At 36.0% G+C, this 18,807-nt stretch carries 14 protein-coding genes; 4 read left to right on the top strand and 10 right to left on the bottom strand.

What is annotated here, in order from left to right; translation table 11 throughout:
- Positions 1 to 1,587 (bottom strand): T9SS-dependent choice-of-anchor J family protein, encoded by a 1,587-nt coding sequence (locus AC5P2S_RS14315; RefSeq protein WP_283417117.1) that lies wholly within the window; start codon positions 1,585 to 1,587, stop codon positions 1 to 3.
- A 222-nt stretch (positions 1,588 to 1,809) separates the two neighbouring features.
- Positions 1,810 to 6,456 (bottom strand): DNA polymerase III subunit alpha, encoded by a 4,647-nt coding sequence (dnaE, locus tag AC5P2S_RS14310; protein ID WP_494555351.1) that lies wholly within the window; start codon positions 6,454 to 6,456, stop codon positions 1,810 to 1,812.
- A gap of 145 nt (positions 6,457 to 6,601) precedes the next feature.
- On the opposite strand from dnaE, the gene AC5P2S_RS14305 reads away from it, so the two are divergent.
- Positions 6,602 to 8,677 carry a S8/S53 family peptidase gene (locus AC5P2S_RS14305; RefSeq protein ID WP_494555350.1) on the top strand — a complete coding sequence of 692 codons (2,076 nt, stop codon included), beginning with the start codon at positions 6,602 to 6,604 and terminating at the stop codon, positions 8,675 to 8,677.
- Between the two features lie 67 nt (positions 8,678 to 8,744).
- On the opposite strand, the gene pyk is transcribed toward AC5P2S_RS14305, so the two are convergent.
- The 5 genes from pyk to AC5P2S_RS14280 are packed head-to-tail and all read right to left on the bottom strand — an operon-like array spanning position 8,745 to position 12,923.
- The gene (gene pyk / locus AC5P2S_RS14300) at positions 8,745 to 10,190 is read right to left on the bottom strand and encodes a pyruvate kinase (RefSeq protein ID WP_494555349.1); all 1,446 of its coding nucleotides are present in this window, start codon (positions 10,188 to 10,190) and stop codon (positions 8,745 to 8,747) included.
- Positions 10,183 to 10,656 (bottom strand): IPExxxVDY family protein, encoded by a 474-nt coding sequence (locus tag AC5P2S_RS14295; protein WP_283417121.1) that lies wholly within the window; start codon positions 10,654 to 10,656, stop codon positions 10,183 to 10,185. The genes pyk and AC5P2S_RS14295 overlap by 8 nt, the downstream gene beginning before the upstream one ends.
- The gene (gene rnc / locus AC5P2S_RS14290; RefSeq protein WP_120212655.1) at positions 10,631 to 11,401 is read right to left on the bottom strand and encodes a ribonuclease III; all 771 of its coding nucleotides are present in this window, start codon (positions 11,399 to 11,401) and stop codon (positions 10,631 to 10,633) included. The genes AC5P2S_RS14295 and rnc overlap by 26 nt, the downstream gene beginning before the upstream one ends.
- Positions 11,402 to 11,413: 12 nt before the next feature.
- Entirely contained in the window at positions 11,414 to 12,661 is a 1,248-nt protein-coding gene (gene fabF, locus AC5P2S_RS14285; protein ID WP_283417122.1) for a beta-ketoacyl-ACP synthase II, read from the bottom strand.
- A gap of 22 nt (positions 12,662 to 12,683) precedes the next feature.
- On the bottom strand, positions 12,684 to 12,923 hold the full coding sequence (locus AC5P2S_RS14280; RefSeq protein ID WP_002976354.1) for an acyl carrier protein: 240 nt from the start codon (positions 12,921 to 12,923) through the stop codon (positions 12,684 to 12,686).
- 179 nt (positions 12,924 to 13,102) lie between these two features.
- Here AC5P2S_RS14280 and folE point away from each other — a divergent pair, with 179 nt between their 5' ends.
- The 3 genes from folE to cysS all read left to right on the top strand — a co-directional run bounded on the left by folE (position 13,103) and on the right by cysS (position 15,791).
- Entirely contained in the window at positions 13,103 to 13,768 is a 666-nt protein-coding gene (gene folE / locus AC5P2S_RS14275) for a GTP cyclohydrolase I FolE (protein ID WP_283417123.1), read from the top strand.
- Between the two features lies 1 nt (position 13,769).
- Positions 13,770 to 14,216, top strand: a complete 447-nt coding sequence (locus tag AC5P2S_RS14270) for a DinB family protein (RefSeq protein WP_494555348.1) — start codon at positions 13,770 to 13,772, stop codon at positions 14,214 to 14,216.
- A 105-nt stretch (positions 14,217 to 14,321) separates the two neighbouring features.
- Positions 14,322 to 15,791, top strand: a complete 1,470-nt coding sequence (cysS, locus tag AC5P2S_RS14265; protein WP_494555347.1) for a cysteine--tRNA ligase — start codon at positions 14,322 to 14,324, stop codon at positions 15,789 to 15,791.
- A 64-nt stretch (positions 15,792 to 15,855) separates the two neighbouring features.
- Here the strand turns inward: cysS and AC5P2S_RS14260 are convergent, their stop codons facing one another.
- Genes AC5P2S_RS14260 through AC5P2S_RS14250 form a run of 3 tightly spaced genes read right to left on the bottom strand, consistent with a single transcriptional unit; the run spans position 15,856 to position 18,770 of the window.
- Positions 15,856 to 17,286, bottom strand: coding sequence for a T9SS type A sorting domain-containing protein (locus tag AC5P2S_RS14260; RefSeq protein ID WP_494555346.1), 1,431 nt, complete (start codon positions 17,284 to 17,286; stop codon positions 15,856 to 15,858).
- 23 nt (positions 17,287 to 17,309) lie between these two features.
- Positions 17,310 to 18,167, bottom strand: coding sequence for a hypothetical protein (locus tag AC5P2S_RS14255; RefSeq protein WP_494555345.1), 858 nt, complete (start codon positions 18,165 to 18,167; stop codon positions 17,310 to 17,312).
- Positions 18,168 to 18,173: 6 nt separating this feature from the next.
- Positions 18,174 to 18,770, bottom strand: a complete 597-nt coding sequence (locus AC5P2S_RS14250) for a T9SS type A sorting domain-containing protein (RefSeq protein ID WP_494555344.1) — start codon at positions 18,768 to 18,770, stop codon at positions 18,174 to 18,176.
- Between the last annotated feature and the right edge of the window lie 37 nt (positions 18,771 to 18,807).

The raw sequence follows: 18,807 nt of genomic DNA, 5'->3' as shown, positions 1-18,807 counted from the left end.
TTATTTCTTAATTGCTTTGAAAGATTTAACACTTCCGTCTTCCATTTGAAGATTTACGATATATAATCCTTCTTTAAGATTAGAAAGGTTAATTTCTGATGACGGAGCAAGAGATTTAACTTGTCTTCCAGATATATCATTTACAGAAATTGATTTAATATCTTTTATATCAGAGATTTTCAATACATCTTTGAATGGGTTTGGATAAACAGAGATGGCTGCTTTGTTTATGTCTGATACAGCAAGGAAAGATTTGTAATCTATAGTATAGTCTTCTACTTGTCCATTAGTTAAGTCTGTACATGCAGTTGTAAGAGGTGAGTTAATGGTAGTGCCGGTAAAATTATATTTAACTCTTAATCTCTTTTGTCCAAGGGTGGTTCCTGATGGTATTGCAAGATTCCCGGACAAAGTAGCTTTTCCACTTGTAACAGTTGTAGTTCTCAATATAGTAGCTGTCGTATTATAATATGATTCTCCACTATCAAGGAAGTCCCCATCTTCATTCCAGTCAACAAATACAGCTGCACCCCATCCATTACCTGTAGATGCAATTCCTGTTACGCTGAACGGTATGGTTGTCAGATTGTTTTTAACTTCTACTGGAGAACCTGTGAAGCTCTCATTTGGAGAGTAAGATCCAAATGTTGTTGCAGAGGTGTCAGATGTGTTGGTGACTCCATTTAAAGTGAAAGACGTAATAGGCGCCATCTGAGTAGGAGTTGTAGAGGTAAAAGGTCCACAATATGGTGCGTAAGGATTTGATCCGGTTGTGAAGCTTGTTTCTGTACAGCCTGTAGCATCTCCGACATCATTTGTAGGAACAATTTTCAAATAGTATTTTGTATTAGCATTTAGAGGAGGATTGTTGGTAAGTGTAGCTCCTGAGGATGCTGTTACACCATTCAATATATCTGTTCCGCCTGATGTTGTCCCAAGGTATAATTTATATCCTGAAGCTCCAGCTGCATCTGGCCAAGTAAAAGTAGTTCGTACATTGACATTGGTTGCTCCATCTGCTGGTGCTGTAGCAGTAGTACAGGATGGAACTGTAGTTGGAACAGTATCATTGACGATAGTATCAAACATCAGATACCATTGATCTGTATCTACAGCATGAAAACCAATATACACTGTTTGCCCAATATATGGTGTAAGGTCTAAAGTTACCTTTGTCCAAGCGGCAGGTGCTTTGGAGGTGGCTTTGAGGGTTGTTGTAAATGCTGCAGCTGTAGCAGTGGTTGTAGATAGCATTACGTTGTAATTTTCCGTAAATGATGAGCTAAAACTTGCAACATAAAAAGATAATCTGTCATTAACTCCGGCCTGAACGTTAATTGCAGGGGTAACCAAATAGTCGTCATGTGCTGTAGCGCCATAAGTAATACGAGCAACATTGGTTCCTGATTGTGCTGCTGTAACCGTTCCGCCAGTTGGAACCGTACCAAATACAAATCCGTTTGAGTCTCCACCGTTAATAATAGACCAGCCTGCAGGGGTAGTTGTGCCAGCATCAAAGTTTTGTACAAATTGTGCGTTTACAACAATTCCAAATGCTAAAAAGCACGATAATAAAATTTTCTTCATAATTATATAATTTATATTGACTTAGTAAATGTAGTAAATATATTTCAATAGAAAATTCATTTTAATATTTATTTTTTATTAAATTTAGATAGTTTGTAATTTTGCATGCAATGCTGTATTTTTTTAAAATAAGAAATCTGCTTTTAAGAATAAAAACAGATTTTTATTTAATATTTGATAAAATATTAATTATAATTAATTTCTATGAACTGTATTATCGCATTAATTCAAAAAAACTTCATAATTATTGATCTGATGAATTACTTCCAGCAGGTTTTCATTGATATTAATATGATGCTGCATAGAGACCACTTCCAAAACAGATTGGTCTTCCGGATTTTTGATAAAGAAATTAAGCTTTTGCTCACCTTGATTCTGAATCAGTTTTTCTCTGAAAAACTCAATATCGGTTTTTCTTAAGGATTCTAGCGGTACAACAATTGACAAGCTCTTTGCGAATCTGTCAAAGGCTTCCTTCAGTTCAAGAACATCGTTGACATTCACAAAAACACGTCCGTCTTTCCCTTGTGTGAATTTGATTTTCATGATCACGAATCGCTGTACTTCCAGTTTATCTTTCAGTCGCATATAGTCTCTGTCGCCTAATCGGAAAGAGTAGGAACCTGTATAATCTTCCAGCATCACAAAAGCTACTTTTTCCCCGCTTCGGAAACCGTCCGCGACGCGATATTCTGTAATTAATCCCGCAACTGTGTATTCTTTGGTGTTGTCTTTTTCGTTTTGGCGATCTTTCCAGCTCTTTTTTTCTTCGAACAATTCTGCAGTTTTTGGAGGAAAGGCCAAGTCCTTAAAGGCTTCAACTTCATCAAGATTCAGGAAATTAAAATTACCTTTCGGTTCTGCTTTTATAGTAATTTCTTCGATGATTTCATCTTCCAGTCCGCCTTCATCTGAAACAGCAATGTCCGGAATGTCTTCGTCAGGAATGCTGTCTGCTTCCAAAATCGGAACTACCTCTTCCAAAACAACTTCTTCCTTCTTCTCTTCCAAAACTGCTTTTTTAGAAAGAACACCCTGCATAAACTGGAATTGGTATTTGAATTCGTCCAAAGGATGCGCAGAAAGATAGAATCCGATAATCTCCTTTTCCCTATTGAGCTTATGCATATTTGGCCATTCCGCACAAGGTGCCAATTTTGGCTGCTCAATCTGAACTTCCTCGGCGAAATCCGCAAATAGCGAATTCTCCATTTCGTTTTTACTGTCCTGGAAGCTTTGTCCATATCTTGAAAGTCTTTCAATATTAGTTCTTCCGGCAGAATCCAGATCAAAATACTGCCCACGGTGATAAGAGTCGAGTTCATCAAAAGCGCCGGCAATCACCAAACTTTCAGCCACTCTTTTATTGACCTGAGAAGAAGGAACTCTTTCAAAAAAGTCATAAATGTTTTTGAATCTTCCATTTTCCCGGGTTTTGGTAATCGCTTCGCTTGGTCCTTCACCAATTCCTTTGATAGCGCCTAAACCGAAACGGATTTGACCTTTTTCGTTAACGGAAAATTTATACTGTGATTCATTGACATCGGGTCCCAAAACATCAACACCTATCGCTTTACAGTCCTCCATAAACATAGTGATAGAAGCGGTATTGTTGATGTTGTTGCTCATTACGCTTGCCATATACTCCGCAGGGTAATTGGCTTTCAGATAAGCGGTCTGATAAGCAATCCACGCATAACAAGTTGAGTGGGATTTGTTGAATGCATATTCTGCAAATGCTTTCCAGTCGTTCCAGATTTTTTCCAGCCGTTCTTCATTAAGGTTGTTTTTGCGTCCACCTTCAATGAATTTCGGGTACATTTTATTAAGAACATCAATTTGCTTTTTACCCATTGCTTTTCTCAATGTATCAGCTTCACCTTTAGTAAAGTTGGCTAATTTCTGAGACAAAAGCATTACCTGTTCCTGATAAACAGTAATTCCATAGGTTTCTTCCAGGTATTCTTCAAGTTCTGGTAAGTCGTAAACGATTTCCTCGGTCCCGTGTTTTCTGTTGATGAAATTAGGGATGTATTTAATAGGACCTGGACGATAAAGGGCGTTCATTGCAATAAGGTCGGCAAAAACCGTCGGTTTCAATTCACGCATGTATTTTTGCATTCCCGGGCTTTCGTACTGGAAAATACCAATAGTTCTTCCTTCTTTAAATAATTGATAAGTTTTGGCATCATCCAACGGAATTTTGTCTGGGTCAATATCCACTCCGTGACGTTCTTTGACCAGCTTTACAGCATCTTTGATAATGGTCAGAGTCCTTAGTCCAAGGAAATCCATTTTCAAAAGTCCGGCACTTTCCGCAACAGAGTTGTCAAACTGAGAAACCAGGATATCCGCATCTTTTGCAGCAATTGTAATCGGAACCAGATTGCTTACAGGTTCCGGTGTGATGATAACACCACAGGCATGGATTCCGGTGTTCCGGATGCAGCCTTCCATTTTCTTGGCGCTTTCCAGAACCGAAAATCTTGGATCGTTCGGATTATCGAGAACGGCTTTCATTTCATCCACCAACTGCTGTTCTTCCGGTTTTAGTTTGTCATATTTTGCTAAGGCTTTCCCGATATTCATTCCGGGAGTTGAAGGAACCAGCTTGGCAATCATATTGGTCTCAGGAATGGAAACGTCCAAAACCCGGCCAGCATCTTTAATGGCCGATTTTCCACCAAGTACTGAATAAGTGATAATCTGGGCAACCTGTTCCTGGCCATATTTGTCAACCACCCATTTGATGATTTTATCACGGCCTTCATCGTCAAAATCAATATCAATATCGGGCATCGAAACCCTTTCCGGATTCAGGAATCTCTCAAAAAGGAGATCATATTTAATAGGGTCAACATTTGTGATACCAATACAATAGGCTACTGCTGAACCTGCAGCAGAACCACGACCGGGACCAACCCAAACGCCCATATTCCTGGCTTCGTTGCAAAAATCCTGAACAATCAAAAAGTAACCAGGGTAACCTGTATTGGCGATAACATCAAGCTCAAAATCAAGACGCTCCTTGATTTCATCGGTGATTTCATTATAACGTTTTCTCGCTCCTTCATAGGTCAAATGAGTTAGATAAGCCATCTCTCCACGTTTTCCGCCATCGATCTCATCTTCCGGATTGATGAATTCTTGCGGAATATCGAATTTCGGAAGCAATACATCACGTTTCAATGTGTAAGGCTTGAACTTAGCTAAAAATTCCTCATAAGCTTCGAAAGCATCAGGATAAGCCAGGAAAGTTTCTTTGAGCTCGTCAGAATTCTTGATATAATATTCGTCAGTAGTCAATCCTTTTCTTTTTCCGAAGCCTTTTCCAATTGGTGTTGATAATTTTTCGCCGTCTTTAATACAGCTTAAAATATCCTGAATATTGGCATCGCTTTTATTGGTGTAAAAAGTCTCATTCTGCGCAAGAATTTTCACATTATATTTATCCGCGAATTGAAGCAACACTTCATTTAAGTGTTCTTCTTCAGGCAGTTTGTGATTCTGGATCTGAACATAAAAGTCATCTCCGAATTCATTTTTCCACCATTGGAACAATTCTTCACCGCGCTGTTCACCGATATTAAGAATGGTGCTTGGAATGTCGCCATAAATACCGGAAGTCAATGCAATAACCCCTTCTTTATACTGAGAAATCAGCTCACGACTAATTCTCGGAACGCCGAAGTAAAATCCTTTCTGGAAACCAATACTTGATAGCTTGACTAAGTTTTTATATCCATTAAAATCTTTTGCCAAAAGAACGACCTGTGTTCTTCTGTCCGGATCATCTTTGGTAAATTGTTTTTGCTCGTATCTGTCCGAGATGTAAAATTCACAGCCAACTATTGGAATCAGTTGGTCATTATTCGGTTCTGCTTCATCGAACGTTTCTCCCTTTTCTTCAGCTTCCTGTTTTTTGGAGAGATATTCTTTATATTTTTTTGCAATGTCGGAATTGGCACTTTCCACTGCAGAAACAAATTTGAAAGCACCCATCATATTTCCTATATCAACTAATCCTACAGCCGAGAATTTCTCTTCAGTTGCTTTTTTGATGAGGTCATTGATGTTAGTAGTCGCTGTCAATGTGGAGAAAACACTGTGGTTGTCAAAATGGAAATATTTTCCCAAATCAATTTCATCCACACTTCCGAAATCGGATTGTTTTTTCTTGTTATTGAAGCTTGCAACCTGTCTTCTGATGATAATTCCAAAAGGCTGGATAGGATCCGGGTTAGCATTTTGGAATTCCTTTAGTCTGGAGTCAGGGATTTTCAGAACATCTGCCGGAATTACACCGATTCTCATCATCTCGAAGAAAACCTGAGCCGTAGCGTTCACATCGGCTGCCGCGTTGTGTGCTTCATCAAATTTGTGACCGTATAATTTTTCGTAGAGTTCTTCAAGTTTCGGAGATTTATATTTTCCGCCTCGTCCACCTTCCAGTTTACAATAATCTGTTCCCAGAATCATTGTATCCGCTTTTGGTTTTTCCTGCAGATTATCTTTAATATTTTTTCGATGAAATTCTGCACCTACAATGTTGTAATCAAATTCCACATTGTGTCCGGAAACAACTCTGACCTTTTCCAGAACTTGAGCAAACTCTTTCAGAACTTCTTCCAGATCCCGACCTTCTTCGTTTGCAATTTTAGTCGTGATACCGTGAATTCTGGCTGCGTTGAAAGGAATGTCATAACCTTCCGGTTTTATGATATAATCTTGATTTTCAATTAGATTTCCATCGTCGTCGTGCAATTGCCACGCAATCTGAACCATTCTTGGCCAATTATCGGAATCGGAAAGCGGAGCGTTGAAATTTTTGGGTAAACCAGTGGTTTCAGTATCGAAAACTAAATACATCTACATTAGAAATTTGTGTAAAGTTACTATTTTGAATCACATAAAAAAAGTATCATTTATCCAAATTTGGTATTAATTTTTTTGATTGTGTATTAAAAATTAATGTGCTGATTTATTATTGATTATCTTTGCAAAAACAATCATAATGAAAAGAATTTTATTCGGTATAAGCTTTATATTTTCATTTTATTTTTCTAATGCACAGAATCTTAAACTGAAAAATGAATTCACTCAAAAAAGATTGCAAAATGAAAATAGGCTTGATTCTTATTTCTTAAAAACAACAGCCAGATATTCTCAAAAAGCAAAGGATAGTCTGAAGAAGAATCTTGCAGGTTTTGCCGGAGAAATTCCTGTTTTTTATTCAGTAGAAGAAACAAGCGCCAATGCTACGGCTAATGTTGATGAACTTCAGGCTGGAACTGTTTCCGGTATTACATCGCCTTTAACAGGAAATGGTGTCAAAATTACAATATTTGATGCCGGAAGAATTCAGGATACGCATGAGCAATTTACTACCAACAGAGCCGTAAACAAAGAAGCATCAACGGAAACAAAACATTTTCATGGTACTAACGTCAATAGTATTTTGATCGGTAACGGAATTGCGACCGGTACTTTTACTCAAAGCAGCGTTTCTTATCCAAAAGCTAATGCAAAAGGTATCCTTCCGCAAGGAACTACGGATAATTATATGTATGCCACTACGGCTTTAGGAAATAATTATGAGAAATTGGCAAGCTTGCCGGGCCTCAATATATCTAATCATTCTTATGGCACCAATTATGGCTGGAATAAGCCGAATTCTACCAATACTTATTACTGGTATGGAAATTATGATTTGAATCACACGGATACTTATGGCGGTGCTTATGGTGATAATGACTATAATTTTGATAAAATTGTTTATTCACAACCGCAACAGATTATTGTCAAATCTACAGGAAACTATTATGGAGTTGGTCCGGATGCATCTTCTGTAAAATACAGATACAGTTTTGCTTCCAACAGCTGGGTTACATTTGGTCCTAATGATGAAGTTCCTCCTGCTAACTGCAGCCAGGGTAATACTTGTGTTTATTTTGGATCTTTGGCAAAAAATATTATTACAGTCGGAGCAGTTAACCAATTAACTACTGCAAATCACAAATATACCCAGGCAAGTGATGTAGTAAAAGGAAGTTTCAGCAGCGCAGGTCCCAGAAAAGACGGGGCAGTGAAGCCAGATCTTACGGCTGTCGGCGTTGATATGATAATGGCTAATTACACTACGGCAAGTCCAAACGCTACGAATCTCTATGTACTTAATTACGGAACATCCTATGCTGCACCGATGGTTTCCGGAATTGCAGGTGCTTTGACTCAAATCCAAAGAAATATTGCTGGAAACAGCAGTTTTATCTTCAATGCAGATGAAATGAAAGCCTTACTGACACACACTGCTAATGAAGCAGGAAGACCAGGTCCGGATGTTTGGTACGGCTGGGGTTTGGTTGATGCTAAAAAAGCGGCACAGGTTTTAGTAAACAGATTGACGGATGATGCTGTTCTTGAGAAAGATAATCTGCAATCTGGTGTTACCTTCACAAAAGAAATTAAAGCAACGGGATCTGAACCTTTAAAAGTAAGTATTTCTTGGGTTGATCCGGCGATTGTACCTTTCACAACGGACAGTGATTTCCAAAATAATCATACTTCCAGAATCGTGAATGATCTTGATCTCAAGGTAGTGGAAGTGGGTTCAGGAACGACCTATTATCCTTGGAAACTTGATATTAATGATCCTAATGCCAATGCTACGAAAGGGGATAATACAGTTGATAATGTAGAACAGATTGTTATCGATAATCCAGCAGCAGATGGAATCTATAGAGTAGAGGTCACGAATAAAAATTCTCTTGTTAATCAGGAAGGTAATCCGGCGACACAGGATTTTGCTTTGGTTGCAACAGGTACTAAGAAAATGACTTTAACAGCTAATGATTCAAGTAAAGATGAGATTAAAATCTATCCGACAAGAACGAAGGATATTATCAATATTGAATTTCCTGACAAGGCAGAAAGGATAGTTGTTTTTGATATGAACGGGAAATTAATTTTTGAATCCAATAACGCATCCAAATCTCAGAAAATTAATCTGAATAAATTCTCAAGTGGAGTTTACATTATCTCTGTGAGAACAAAATCCGGCGTTGTTTCTAAGAAAATTATTAAGGAATAATTCCCACAAAACATAAATAAAAAAGCCATCGAATTCCGATGGCTTTTGATTTTATAATTACTACAAATTAGATTGTAGATAATCTTAATGTATTTGTTTTTCCACCATTGTGGACAGGCATTGCATTCAGATTAACAACAAAGTCACCTTGCTCTACAAAACCATAATTGTGAGTCAGCATATTAACCTGGATTACAGTCTCATCAGTCGATTTCTGCATGTCGTAATAAAATGCTCTAACACCCCAAAGGAGGTTAAGCATTGTAATCACGCGCTTATTAGAGCTAAAAACGATAATATGAGAAGAAGGTCTGTGCGCAGAAATCTGGAAGGCAGTATAACCTGAAGCGGTAAGAGTGACGATCGCTTCTGCACCAGTCGATTTTGCGATGTCAACAGCGGAACGGCAAATTTTATCAGTGATAAAACGCTCATCTACACAGTTGATTTTTTCTTCGATAACGTGATTCAGTTTAGAATATAAAGCCGTTCTTTCGATATTCTTAACAATCTTAGCCATATTTCTTACAACATCCACTGGATATTTTCCAACAGAAGTCTCTCCGGAAAGCATCACAGCATCAGCACCGTCCAATACAGAGTTAGCAACGTCGTTAACTTCTGCTCTTGTTGGCGTCAAGCTGGTAATCATCGTTTCCATCATCTGGGTAGCGATAATGACAGGTTTTGCGTAAAGTCTAGCCTTATTAACCAAATTTTTCTGAATAACCGGAACCTGCTCCATTGGAACTTCAACACCAAGATCTCCTCTTGCAACCATTAGACAGTCGCACTCCATCAGGATTTGGTCTATGTTTTTTACACCTTCCGGTTTCTCGATTTTAGCAATGATTGGCGTTTTGGTTTTGTTAGTTGGATGCTTAGCCATCAAATCTTTTAGATCGATAATATCTTGTGCATGACGAACAAATGAAAGAGCGATCCAGTCAAACTCGTTGTCTAGCATAAAGTTAGCGTCCTCAATATCTTTTTCTGTCAAAGCAGGAAGAGAAACATTTGTATTAGGAAGGTTAACTCCTTTTTTAGAACTCAAAGGCCCACCTTGGATTGTTTTAGCTCTTACAGTATCTACTGCATTCGTTTCGATAACCTCAAGAACCAATTTTCCGTCATCAATCAAGATTCTTTCTCCAACTTTTACATCCTGAGGAAACTTCTCGTAAGTCATATAAACTTTTGTAGAATCTCCTTCCATTTTTTCGTTAGTAAAAGTTAAGACATCTCCCGGGTTAAGGAAAGAGCCTTCTTTTACTACACCAACTCTTAATTTAGGACCTTGCAAATCTCCTAAAATAGAGACCGAGTAGCCATATTCTTTATTGATTTCACGGATTATATCAACATTTCTCTTTACCAATTCGTAATCGGCGTGAGAAAAATTAATTCTAAATACATCAACACCAGCTTGTATCATCTGTATCATCGTTTCCTTGCTGGAAGTAGCAGGGCCTAGTGTTGCAATGATTTTTGTTTTTTTTAGGTTTTTATTCATAATATTGAATTAATTGATAAAGTTCTTCTTCAGAACTTAAAGAATATTCTTGAATTTTAAATACAAAATTTTCCGGGAGCAAAATTAACGAAAAATCCGCAAATATATCGGAATTTGTTAAAATGTAATCTACATCTTGGTGTAGATTTAGTAAAAATTTAATATTTGATTCATCTGAAAAAAGCTGATTTTGGACTTTTTTTTCAGTGGATAGAATAGATTTGTTAGAAATAAAATGATAACAGTTTTTGGAAAATCTGTCATACGCCTGATAACGCGAAAATGCATAGTCAAAAAATTCCCCTTTGATGGCTATATCTTCAATTCTTTTGAAGTTAAAATCATTGGTTTTATTGAGTAGAAAAAACAATTCGTGCTCCGGGATTGCTTTGATAAGACGAATCAATCCTATGGTGATCTCTGTGTGATCTTCTTCTAGCTTAAGAAATTGTTTTTTGATTTTCAATAATATTTTCTTTTTTGCTCAATACATAAAAAGCGCGTTGTGCGGCTTTTTCTTCGGCTTTCTTTTTAGATGCTTCTACCGCATTGGAGATTCTCTCATTATGAAGCCAAACGTAGCAGCGGAAAACCGTTACTTTATTCGGTTGGAATTCCTCACAAGTCTCGTACTTGATCGGGATTTTTTTCTTTTGGCTCCATTCCAGCAAAAGACCTTTGTAGCTGATAATCTTATTTTCCAGCTTATTGATGGTAGAAGGTGTGAGAATCCTGTCCAAAACAATTTTCTTACAAAACTCGTAATCAATATCAAGGTAGATAGCGCCAATCAAAGCTTCCAGAAGATTTCCGGAGATATTTTCGCTCAGTACCGTCTGGCTTGTATCCGCTTGTAATAAAGAGCTTAACTTCAGATCTTCTCCAAGCTTATTAAGGTTTTTCCTGTTTACGATTTTGGATTTCATCTGCGTGAGAAATCCTTCGTTTTCATTCGGGTAAGTCTGAAAAAGATGACAAGAAATAATGGTTCCTAAAACAGAATCCCCTAAAAACTCTAGACGTTCGTAATTTTTTTTATTCGTACTTTTTGAAGAGGATTTTAAAGAAAATGCCTCTTTAAAGATTTCCAAATTATGGATGTTGTATCCAACGATTTCAGAAATTTTTTTGCGAAAAAGAATATCTTTTTCCGAAAGTTTTTGTGTTCTGTTTTTTGGAAGTAATTTGAAAAAATAATTTTTCAACTCCATAAAAACATCATATTATATTTTTTTGAAAAGAACACAGGCATTGTGACCTCCAAAACCAAACGTATTACTCATAGCAATATTCACATCTTTTTCAACCGCATGGTTGAAAGTGAAGTTCAGTCTGCTATCAATATTTTCATCATCAGTAAAATGATTGATGGTTGGCGGAACAATACCGTGGATAATGGTATGTAAAGCAGCAATGGCTTCAATAACACCGGCAGCACCCAAAAGGTGACCTGTCATTGACTTTGTAGAATTGATCTGAATATCGTAAGCGTGCTCCCCGAATAATTTTGCAATAGCATTAGATTCTGCGATGTCTCCTAGTGGAGTAGATGTACCGTGCATATTGATATGATCTACTTCATCAGCAGTTACACCAGCGTCTTCTAAACAATTCTTCATTACCAGATAAGCGCCCAGACCTTCAGGATGCGGTGCTGTCATATGATGTGCATCTGCACTCATACCACCACCAGCTAATTCTGCATAGATTGTTGCACCTCTTTGTTTGGCGTGTTCATATTCTTCCAGAATAATACAACCCGCTCCTTCACCCAAAACAAATCCATCTCTGTCTTTATCGAAAGGTCGAGAAGCTGTTTTTGGATCGTCGTTTCTTGTAGAAAGTGCGTGCATCGCATTGAAACCTCCCATTCCGCTCGCTGTAACAGCCGCTTCAGAACCTCCGCAAACGATGACGTCTGCTTTTCCAAGGTTGATCAGCATTTTAGCGTCGATCAAGGCATTTGCAGATGATGCACAGGCTGAAACAGTTGTGTAATTAGGCCCATGGAAACCGTACTCGATAGAGATATTTCCTGGCGTAATGTCTGCGATCATCTTTGGAATAAAGAATGGATTGAATCTAGGAATACCGTTAGACTCAGCAAAACCTAAAACTTCTGTTTCGAAAGTTTCCAGTCCGCCAATTCCTGATCCCCAAACTACACCTACGCGATCTTTATTCACATTATCTTCGATAAGTCTGCTGTGCGCAATGGCTTCTCTGGCGGCAATCTGACCGAACTGAGAATTTCTATCCATTTTTTTAGCCTCTTTTTTATCAAAATAATTAAGAGGATCGTAGTTTTTAACCTCGCTGGCAAACTTAGTTTTGAAATTAGTGGAATCAAAAAGAGTAATAGGAGCAGCACCGCTCTCGCCCTTTATAAGGTTTTCCCAGTATTCTTTAGCATTATTTCCGATCGGTGTAATAGCGCCGAAGCCGGTTACAACTACTCTTTTTAATTCCATAAATTTTTTTGTCTAGATAATATTATTTATTTACAACTTCTTCGATGTAAGCAATAGCGTGACCTACAGTTGTAATTTTTTCTGCTTGATCATCAGGAATCTGAATATTGAATTCTTTTTCGAACTCCATGATTAATTCTACAGTATCCAAAGAATCAGCTCCTAAATCATTAGTGAAGCTAGCTTCTGGAGTTACTTCTGTTTCTTCAACGTCAAGCTTATCAGCGATGATAGCTTTTACTCTTGATGCAATGTCTGACATAGTATTTATTTTTAATTATGTTAATTTAGGTGCAAATATATAAAATTTCAAATCATTTCAATTTTTTTTTACTTTTTTAAACTCGTTGCAAATCTATCCTTTTTATAATCACAACTTTAAATTTACTCTAATTATAGTCCGCAAATTTGTTTATTTTTGCCGTATATTATAATGATATTATGGAACAATTTCCTGATAATGATGATGATCTGTTTACAGGCAAGGATCATACGCCTCTCAGAAAAGATGCTTTTGATCTTTCTCCTGATGAAAAAGTAAAAAAAATCGAACTGCTATTTGGGGAGATTATGCAAACTCTGGGTTTGGATATGACTGATGATTCTTTAAAAGATTCTCCAAAGCGTGTTGCAAAGATGTACGTAAACGAAATTTTCGGTGGTCTTCTTCCGGAAAATAAACCGGGTGTCTCCACTTTTAAGAATCAATATAAGTACCGTCAAATGCTGGTTGAGAAAGATATCACGGTTTATTCTTTCTGCGAACATCATTTCTTGCCGATTATCGGAAAAGCGCACGTGGCTTACATTTCAAATGGTGAAGTCATCGGTTTGTCAAAAATTAACAGAATTGTGGACTATTATGCAAAACGTCCGCAGGTTCAGGAACGTTTGACAATGCAGATTGTAGACGCTTTGAAAGAAGCTCTTGGTACCAATAATGTTGCTTGTATCATAGATGCAAAACATCTTTGTGTGAATTGCAGAGGAATCAAAGACACAGCAAGTTCTACGATTACAGCAGAATTGAGCGGGATTTTCAGAACCAATCCAATTACCAGACAGGAGTTCTTGCATTATGTAGGAAGTCATGCAAAATTTGATTAAAATGAATTATCAGATACTTAAAGATATTGTAGAAAATCAGATTGCAAAATTTCATTCGATTTCAGAGAGTCAATGGGATGAAAAATTGTCCGACGAAAAATGGTCTAAAAAAGAAATATTAGGTCATCTTTGTGATAGTGCTCTTACGAATATCAGAAGATTTGTTGTGACTCAATATAAAGAGAATGAAAATATTGTGTATGACCAGAATTTTTGGGTGAAAGCTCAAAACTATCAGAATACACCGATTTCGGACATCATAAATTTGTGGAAATATTTGAACCTTCAGATTGTAAACGTAGTTGAAAATATTCCCGATGAACTATTGGAGAATATTTGCGATACAACTAAATCTGAAAAACAATCTTTTACTTTAAGATTTATTATTGATGATTATATTAGTCATATGAATCATCATTTAAAAGCGATTAATAATGATAAAGTTTAAAAAACAATCGAACAAAATCTTTATAGCAACAATTATTTGTTGTTGATGTTTTGTGTCAATATTTTAAATCGTTTATCAATTATAATTTATCATTAATTAAAATCAATGCAACTAAAAATATATAACTCGCTGTCAGGCGAAAAAGAAGTTTTCAAACCCATATTAGAAGGTAATATCGGGATGTACGTTTGTGGACCAACGGTTTACAGCAATGTGCATTTGGGAAATGTGAGAACTTTTTTGTCCTTTGATTTCATTTACAGAAGTCTCCAGTTTCTTGGCTACAAAGTCAGATATGTCAGAAATATTACTGATGCAGGCCATCTCACAGATGACGGCGATATCAATAATGACAGATTCATCAAGCAATCCAGATTGGAAAAACTGGAACCAATGGAAATTGTACAGAAATACACCGTCGATTTTCACGATGTTTTGAAGAAATTTAATCTGCTTCCGCCAACTATTGAACCGACTGCAACTGGTCACATTATCGAACAATTGGAACTCACGAAACTTTTGGTAGAAAAAGGTTTTGCATATGAAAGTAATGGTTCTGTTTATTTCGATGTTTTGGAATATAATGCAAGAGGTCTTAATTATGGCGAACTTTCCAGAAGAAATATAGAAGAATTATTTGCTAATACAAGAGACCTTGACGGACAAGGCGAAAAGAAAAATCCTCAGGATTTTGCACTTTGGAAAAAAGCCTCGCCGGAACATATTATGAAATGGCCTTCGCCTTGGGGAGAAGGTTTCCCAGGTTGGCACTTAGAATGTACTGCGATGAGCACCAAATATCTAGGTGACCAATTCGATATCCACGGTGGTGGAATGGATTTGAAATTCCCGCACCACGAATGTGAAATTGCTCAGGGGAAAGCTTGCAATGGTGTAGAACCGGTGAAATATTGGATGCACGCCAATATGCTGACGATGAATGGACAAAGGATGAGTAAATCTACCGGAAATTATATCCTTCCAATGGAATTGATTACCGGTAATAATAATTTCTTTGAAAAAGCTTTTCACCCAAGTGTATTGAGATTTTGTTTTCTGCAAGCGCATTACAGAAGTGTTCTGGATATTTCTAATGATGCGATGCTGGCAAGTGAAAAAGGTTTCAACCGATTGATGGAAGCGGTGAGAATCCTGAATACGCAAGTGCCTGTAGAAGGCGTGGAAATATCTTCCTTTGATTATAAAAGCTGGAAAGAAAAAGTTTTGGAGGCGTTAACAGACGATTTCAACAGTCCGATATTGATTTCTCATTTATTCGAAGCGGTGAAGTTTATTTCGGCTTCGAAATTGGGTAAAGAAAGCATTTCAACAGAAGATTATGAAGATCTGAAACAATTCCTAAACGCCATTGTTTTTGATGTCTTAGGATTACAAACCATAGAAGAATCTAATAATGATAAGCTTGACCAGACTTTGCAGGTTTTGATTGATTTGAGAAATCAAGCCAGAAAAGCTAAAAATTGGGAATTATCTGACCAGATCCGTGACCAGCTTCTGGAAAAAGGAATCGAATTGAAAGATGGACGAGATGGAACAAGTTATCAATTATTATGAAAAAGAGACTCATTATGAGTCTCTTTTTTCATGGTTACAGTTTTTTTATTTGAATTTGTGTTTTCTAGTGTTTTACAATTATTGTTTTAGAAATTTGTGTTTTTTTCAGATTTATTTTTAAAACATAAGTTGCATTTGGTACAGATTGGACATTAATTGTGGCAGAGTTTCCGCTTTTAATCATTTTTCCTGAGTAATCATATAATTCCCAAGAAATTAGTTTCTCTTTACCATTATCAATAGTCAAGATATTGGAAACAGGGTTAGGATATATTTTAAACTCTGAATTTAGAATAGGTATCATTTCACTGTATTTTCTTTGCTTAGAAATAGTATCTTGTGGTTTTTCTTCTAGCAACGCGTTTGGTGGACTCGAGCATGATTCTAACGATGCAAGAAATGAACTGTTTGCCGTTGCTTTTACGTAAAACCCTGGAAGTAAAGAGACTTGATTTCCCGCACTATATTTTACAAATAAATCATAATTGATGTATGAGGAAGCTAAAATTGAATTACTAGCTGTAAAATTTTGATTTGTTTTTATAGGATGAATAATTGTTGAATTTATAGGACACGACGTAGCAAACATCCAATAACTTATATATGGGCTTGATTGACCATTTGCACATACCGCTCTTACCTGAGCTTCATATACTGTATTTGGTGGAAGATTTGAAAAATTATAAACATTACTTGTTGTTTCTAATGTATTATTATAATTAGGATTAGTAATAGGATAAACTTTAACTCTATATTTTAAGGCATTTGGTACAGTGTCCCAAGTGAAAATTGCAGTAGATGATGTGATATTAGCAATTGATAAATTAGATGGATATGATAAATTACATACTGATCCACTACTTCCGCCATTATCATAATACATTTCTATTTTATCAATATCTACATATTCTCTAAAATTTAATGTGGTATTAAGATTAGAGGTTATCCATAAGTATTTATATGATTTATTAGGACTTATTTGTCCCTGCTCTTTACTTTTTACTTGACAAGTATAACTGTCATTTAAAAATTCACCATTATTAAAAGTGAGGACTTTCATTTTATCTGAGACATTTGGTAATGTTTCTTCGTCACAATTATTACTTGATTTTTCTACCATACCATTGGCAAAGTAAACATCAAAATTAATCGCCCTATTTTGATTACTTGATAAAGAATAACGATAAGAGACGATAATTTTGTATTTTTTAGATGTATCTAGAGTTACACCTATATTATTTAAGTCAATAAATATACCTTCAGATTTTCTTGTAGAAATATTTTCATTTTTACTATATAGTCGGACAACTTTATTTCCACAACCTAAATCTAATACATTCGGACTTCCGTGACTAGGTCTCCATTCACTAGAATAATTTCCCATTAAATTATTACATTGTGCTGTAGGAAACGGAGCTGGTGTAAACTTTCTTAATTCTTGAGATTTTATAAAATAAAAACATAAACAAAATATTATTGAAAATAAATTTTTCATAGTGAACAATTTTAAAATTATTTTTATTTCTTGTCACTCAATTTATTTTCAAGATTTTCAATTTTCTTTTGCTGTTCTATTATATATAGAGTTAGTTCTTCAATCTTTTGAAGTAGTTTGATTTGGAACTCTCCAACATTTACTCCTTCTTTTTCCATGGTTTTTGCTGAGGCAACTTCCGGCAGGTGTTTGTTTTCTTTAATAAATTTCTCAACATCTTTTAGTTTTGGAAGACCATAGTTTTCTTCGAAAACAAAATCTGCAGTTGGTGTGAGGGTTACTTTGATTTCCTTGGCTTCTAATTTTGCGTCAACTTTCATATTATCACGGAATGACGATTTTCCGGCAACATCCAATTTACTTTGTGGAGGATTAATGCCTATTCCTATGTTTCCGTTCTCGTCTATTATCATAGCATCCAGATACTGATTTGTAACATTATCATTATGAACTCTGAAAAAATAGCCACCTCCAAAATGTTTTGCAGCAGTGTTGTCAACAATAATCTGATCATTAGGTTGATGACCAAGCGACAAAAAAGTATACTCAGTATCTCTGGCATTGATTCTTACATTTCCATTTACATCCAATCTGGCAGAGGGATCTTCGTTGTTAATGCCGACATTACCCCATTTATTGAGATATATCATTCCTAAGGATGATTTTAACTTTACACCGCCCCACCATTTTATATCTAGTCCCCAATCACCACCAAATCCTGTCTGTGTATTGGAAATATGATAATTAGGTAATTCGGAAGCATTACCATTTACCATACCACCATATAAATTACTAAAAAATACGTTTTCATAAGCACCTGTTTGAGCTTTTATTGATAAAGTTGATAGTGTTAAAATTGATGCGAATAATAATTTTCTCATGATAATTTAATTTTTAATAAAGTTTAATGTAATTGTTTTGTTTTCTTTTGTTGTTAATATAATTCTGTAGTATCCTGCTGGTAAATGAGAAATTTTGATTTCATCTTTATTTGCTACAGGATAATTTGAGCTTGCTGTTATTCTACCAAAGGCATCATAAATGCTATATTTAGCTATAATTGTATTTTTAGGAATATAAAGCTCTAAGATATCCTTTGTAGGATTTTTTTTGATTTTTATAAAGTATTTTTCTGATGGAACTGAGCTTTTATTTTTTGTTTTTCCACCACCACTTCCTCTTGATTTGATCGTAGTTCCATTGCCGTCAGATGGCTCTGCACAATCATTACAATCAGGAATAGTTGGTTTGAAAGTTATAGCTGCATTAGGTTTGGGTGTAATAATAATTGTGTTGTTCGCAGACACTTCACCAGCCACTATAGTTTCCACATCTGATGTGAAATATAGAATATCATTAAAACATATAGCCCCTTCAGAAATTGATTCTTTTTCTACATATTCGCAATATGTTTCTTGACTTTTTACTTTGATTGATAACAAAAACAAAATTATAATGAGAAAGCAAATGAGGTTTTTATTCATTTCTGTTTATTTTTACAAATATATTTTTTGGAGATCA

It is taken from the genome of Epilithonimonas sp. 33E (assembly GCF_059372615.1).
This window is presented reverse-complemented; position numbering and strand designations above follow the sequence as displayed.

Bases quoted from the DNA above. Each gene is read 5' to 3' on its own strand.
- AC5P2S_RS14305 (WP_494555350.1), top strand. From the start codon at position 6,602: ATGAAAAGAATTTTATTCGGTATAAGCTTTATATTTTCATTTTATTTT.
- dnaE (WP_494555351.1), bottom strand. From the start codon at position 6,456: ATGTATTTAGTTTTCGATACTGAAACCACTGGTTTACCCAAAAATTTC.
- AC5P2S_RS14260 (WP_494555346.1), bottom strand. From the start codon at position 17,286: ATGAAAAATTTATTTTCAATAATATTTTGTTTATGTTTTTATTTTATA.
- folE (WP_283417123.1), top strand. From the start codon at position 13,103: ATGGAACAATTTCCTGATAATGATGATGATCTGTTTACAGGCAAGGAT.
- AC5P2S_RS14270 (WP_494555348.1), top strand. From the start codon at position 13,770: ATGAATTATCAGATACTTAAAGATATTGTAGAAAATCAGATTGCAAAA.
- cysS (WP_494555347.1), top strand. From the start codon at position 14,322: ATGCAACTAAAAATATATAACTCGCTGTCAGGCGAAAAAGAAGTTTTC.
- AC5P2S_RS14280 (WP_002976354.1), bottom strand. From the start codon at position 12,923: ATGTCAGACATTGCATCAAGAGTAAAAGCTATCATCGCTGATAAGCTT.
- AC5P2S_RS14315 (WP_283417117.1), bottom strand. From the start codon at position 1,587: ATGAAGAAAATTTTATTATCGTGCTTTTTAGCATTTGGAATTGTTGTA.
- AC5P2S_RS14250 (WP_494555344.1), bottom strand. From the start codon at position 18,770: ATGAATAAAAACCTCATTTGCTTTCTCATTATAATTTTGTTTTTGTTA.
- fabF (WP_283417122.1), bottom strand. From the start codon at position 12,661: ATGGAATTAAAAAGAGTAGTTGTAACCGGCTTCGGCGCTATTACACCG.
- AC5P2S_RS14255 (WP_494555345.1), bottom strand. From the start codon at position 18,167: ATGAGAAAATTATTATTCGCATCAATTTTAACACTATCAACTTTATCA.
- rnc (WP_120212655.1), bottom strand. From the start codon at position 11,401: ATGGAGTTGAAAAATTATTTTTTCAAATTACTTCCAAAAAACAGAACA.
- pyk (WP_494555349.1), bottom strand. From the start codon at position 10,190: ATGAATAAAAACCTAAAAAAAACAAAAATCATTGCAACACTAGGCCCT.